2 protein-coding genes are annotated in these 2,194 nt (G+C 71.9%); both read left to right on the plus strand.

What is annotated here, in order from left to right; all coding sequences use genetic code 11:
* Positions 1-405: septum formation family protein (locus tag AB0O00_RS36600; protein WP_363659022.1), on the plus strand; the 405-nt coding region annotated here is incomplete at its 5' end.
* Between the two features lie 246 nt (positions 406-651).
* Positions 652-2,028 carry a sugar porter family MFS transporter gene (locus tag AB0O00_RS36605; RefSeq protein WP_363659023.1) on the plus strand — a complete coding sequence of 459 codons (1,377 nt, stop codon included), beginning with the start codon at positions 652-654 and terminating at the stop codon, positions 2,026-2,028.
* The last annotated feature ends 166 nt before the right edge of the window (positions 2,029-2,194 follow it).

A 2,194-nucleotide genomic window follows, 5' to 3' on the forward strand; every position in this document is an offset into this window, starting at 1 on the left:
GCCGACGGCCACCCGGTCGTGGCGGGGCGGGCCGGCTCCTGGTACCTGAAGGAGGGCGACTGCGCGGCCGACGACATCCGCTCCTACCGGAACGGGTCGGACCACTACCAGGTCGTCCCCTGCGCCCAGCCGCACCGGCTGGAGGTCTTCGCCACGGTGACGCTCCCCGGCAGCGGCTCCTACCCCGGTGTCGCAAGCGTCGAGGCGAGCGCGCGCCGGCTGTGCGAGGCCCGGGCGAGCTCCGCCGACCTCCCGGAGAACGGAATGATCGGGTACTTCTACCCGAACCAGGGCCGCTGGTGGCTGTTCGACGACCGCGAGGCGCTGTGCGTCTACTCCTCCCTCACCCCGTGGTCGGGCCCGGTGAAGCCGAGCGACTCCACCAAGCCCGGCAGTCCGGTCTGACAGCCGCTCGATCCCTCGATGGCCTCTACCCGCACCGGGTAGGGGCCATCGTCGTTTCCCCTCTCGTTCCGAATCGAGAGGTCTTGACCAGTCCCCCGCCGACCGCTTCACTCCCGGGAACGGCACCTCCCTCGCACGGCACCTCCCTCGCACGGCACCTCCCTCGCACGGCACCTCCCTCGCACGGCACCTCCCTCGCACGGCACCCACCACCCGCGCGCCATCCCCGAGACGAGGCGATCCCCCATGCTCCAGACCCGTCCGACCCGTCCGGCCACTCCCCGCAGGATCAATCCCGTCACGCTGTACGCCTTCGGCGCACTCGGCGGCGTCCTCTTCGGCTACGACCTCGGCGTGATCGCGGGCATCCTCGTCGTGATCGCCAAGTCCTGGCAGCTGTCCGGCTTCGACCAGGGCGTCCTGACGGCGTCCCTCTCCGCGGGCGCGATGCTCGGCGCGGGCCTCGCCGCGCGGCTGACCGGGCGGATCGGCCGCCGCCGCACGATCATGGCCGCCGGCGGAGTCGTGATCGTCGGCACGCTCGCGTGCGCCCTCGCTCCCGGTTTCGGTGCGCTGGTGGGCTTTCGGACGGTGCTCGGCCTCGGGGTCGGCCTGTCCTCCGCCACCGTGCCGACGTACCTGTCCGAGCTCGCGCCCGCGCGGATCCGGGGTGCGATGGGCTCGCTCAACCAGATCTTCATCGTCAGCGGCATCCTGATCGCGTTCCTGGCCGACTACTGGCTCCAGCCGCACCACCTGTGGCGCTGGATGTTCGCGGGCGCGCTGGTGCCCGCCGTGATCCTGGTCGCCGGCCTGAGGTTCCTGCCGGAGACGCCGCGCTGGCTGGTGAACGTGGGCCGGGAGGACGAGGCCAGGGCCGTCCTCGCGGCCACCCACCCGGCCGGGGAGATCGAGGCCGAACTCACCGCCATCCGCGAGGTGATCCGCCTCGACGCCACCCAAACCACATACCGCGTACGGGAGTTGTGGGCGCCCTGGGTGCGGCCGATGCTCCTGGTGGCCCTGCTGCTCGCGGTCGGGCAGCAGTTCAGCGGCGTCAACGCGATCAACGCGTACTTCCCGACGATGCTCGTCTCGCTCGGGCTCACCACCGACACCGCGCTGTTCTCGGCGATCATCCTCGGTGTCACCAAGCTCGCGTTCACCGCGTGGGTGGTGTTCGTCGTCGACCGCTGGGGCCGCAAGCCGCTGCTGCTGATCGGCAGCGCCGTGATGGCGGTGACGCTGGGCCTGACCGGCTGGGTCGTCACGCACGTCCACGACAAGGCCACCCTCGGCACGCTGACCGTCGTGCTGCTCGTCCTCTACCTCGCCGGGTACGAGCTCGGCTGGGGCGCCGTGGTGTGGGTGATGATGGCGGAGGTGTTCCCGCTCAAGGCGCGCGGCGCCGGGACGGGTGTCGCGGCGGTGGTGCTGTGGGCGGCGACCGGCGTGGTCACCGCCGTCTACCCGATCATGTCCGACCGCCACCACCTCGGGGTCGGCGCCTCGATGTACGTGTTCGCCGGCGTCAACGCGGTGCTGCTGGTGCTGACTCTCCGCCTCGTGCCCGAGACGAAGGGCCGCACCCTGGAGCAGATCGAACTCGGGCTGCGCACCTGATCGTTGGGCCCTCAGAGGTGGTCGGCGTCGAGGTCGGGGAAGGTGAACTGCCCGCCCAGGTAGGCGAAGACGGGGTCGTCGGGGGCGGGCCGCCCGTGCGCGGCGTGCACGGCCTCGGCGTGGGCCTCGGCGTCGTCGGCCGGGGCGTAGCCGAGCGCGCGGGCCT

This window comes from Kitasatospora sp. NPDC093558 (genome assembly GCF_040683475.1).
Classification (GTDB): domain Bacteria; phylum Actinomycetota; class Actinomycetes; order Streptomycetales; family Streptomycetaceae; genus Kitasatospora.